The following is a 1,815-nucleotide window of genomic DNA, read 5'->3' on the forward strand; positions in this document are numbered from 1 at the left end:
ACGCCTTCAAGATTACTATATGTTATATCTTACGTACCAGTGATTATAAGATAATTTGGATAATTTATAAGTATTGATAGACTATTAGGTAGCCTGATGTATAACTCTCGGTCGTCATCAATATTTGACCCTATGAATTATAAGTAGATTTCACTTTACAATTACTTTCTATAAAAATCACAGTATATGTATGCTTTTTGTTGGAACTATAAATCTGAGTTTCTTGAATATTATATTCTTAAATAATACTTTAAAATTTTATAGGCATCTGTTTTCTTGATACCTCTTTGACCGATTCAATGTTTTTTTGATTTTGAGCTCGTAATGTTAAACCTAAAAAAAGAGAGACCATCAAGGTTAAAAATAATGTTTTCATGATAAAATAGTTTTAGTGGTTAATGCGATATAAAACTAAATATCGTTAAGGTTTTTATCACTAAGTAATAACCTACAAAAAATAAGCAGGGCTGCTTATTACAAGAAATAATTCACCATTTAATAATTTATAGAGATAAAAAGATCGCTCTATTCTTGCTAACCCAAAGTGGAAGAGAATCTGAATCAGAAGGCAAGTCTAATTTTGATATAATATTTGAACGATGTTTTTCTACAGTTCTTACTGAAATTGACAGTAAATCACTTATTTCTTTTGAAGATTTATTTTGAGCAAGTAAACGGATAATCGTTCGTTCAGAAGGAGAGAGGTATTTGATTTTTTCTAGCTCAGGATAAATTTCTGCTTTAAAAACTTCATCAAAAACTTTACTCGCATAAAAATCTCCGTTCATTGCAGATTGTATACAATTCTTAACTTCACTGAAAGGTTCATCTTTTAGTAGATATCCAGAAACACCCATATTTTTAGCCTTCAAAATCACCTCTTTCTCTTTGTGAGAGGTTAGAATAATAAAAAGAGTATCCGAGCTATTTTCTTTGGATTTTTCAATAACCTCAAAACCCGTTAAAAAGGGCATATTTACATCTAAAATGGCTATCGTTGGCTTTTTAGCAATTAAAGTCTCTAAAGCCTTAGCGCCATTAGATGCTCCCTCTAAAACATCATAGCCCTGTTCTTTTAATTCATTTATTAGTCCTTTTAAAAGCATTGGATGATCATCAGCGACAAGAATAGAAATATTATGATTCATTTTTTATAGGTATGGTTAAAATAAAATTTGTTCCGGTATTTATTTCACTATCAATAGATAACTTTCCTTCGAGAATTTTAATTCTTTCAAAAATAGTCTTTAAGCCTAAACTGTTTTTCTTTTTACTATCATTTACATCGAATCCTTTTCCATTGTCAGAGATTACAGTAACAATTAAACCTTCTTGTTTTTTAATAGAGACTGTTACTGCTTTTGCTTTTGCATGTTTTACAATATTTGTTAAACATTCTTGAATTAATCGATAAAAATTTAAGCTCGCGATTTCTGTGAAATATCCATCTACTGGTTCTATATCCGTAGTAAAGAATAACTCAGTCTGTTCGTCATATTCATTAACTAACTGCGCTATACTTTGAGATAATCCTAGATGTTTTAATAGTGCGGGATATAAGCCCCTCGAAATGCTCCTGACTTCTTCTAGGGCATTATTAGTTAAGCTTGTAAGTTCTAATTGATTCAGGTTTTGTGACTTTCTTTTAATTAACGTTAATTTTTGACCAACACTATCATGCAATTCTCTTGCTATTCTTGTTCTTTCTTCTTCTTGGGATTGCATTAAATCTTGAGAAAACTTTTCTTGTAATTTTTTTTCTTTTTTTACATTATTTTTTGACTTTAATATAGTTAATAAAAAGAAAATGGAGAA

Annotated in this window: 2 protein-coding genes; both read right to left on the bottom strand. The window is 29.2% G+C overall.

Annotated elements, in window-relative coordinates:
- Positions 1-503 precede the first annotated feature (503 nt).
- Positions 504-1,148: a response regulator gene (locus B2U95_RS07735; RefSeq protein WP_296314526.1), complete on the bottom strand. Its 645-nt coding sequence runs from the start codon at positions 1,146-1,148 to the stop codon at positions 504-506.
- Positions 1,138-1,815 (bottom strand): sensor histidine kinase (locus B2U95_RS07740; protein ID WP_296314529.1); only part of this gene is annotated, 678 nt, incomplete at its 5' end. The genes B2U95_RS07735 and B2U95_RS07740, both read right to left, overlap by 11 nt.

Origin of the sequence: Winogradskyella sp. UBA3174 (assembly GCF_002364335.1) — a bacterium.
Taxonomy (GTDB): Bacteria; Bacteroidota; Bacteroidia; order Flavobacteriales; family Flavobacteriaceae; genus Winogradskyella.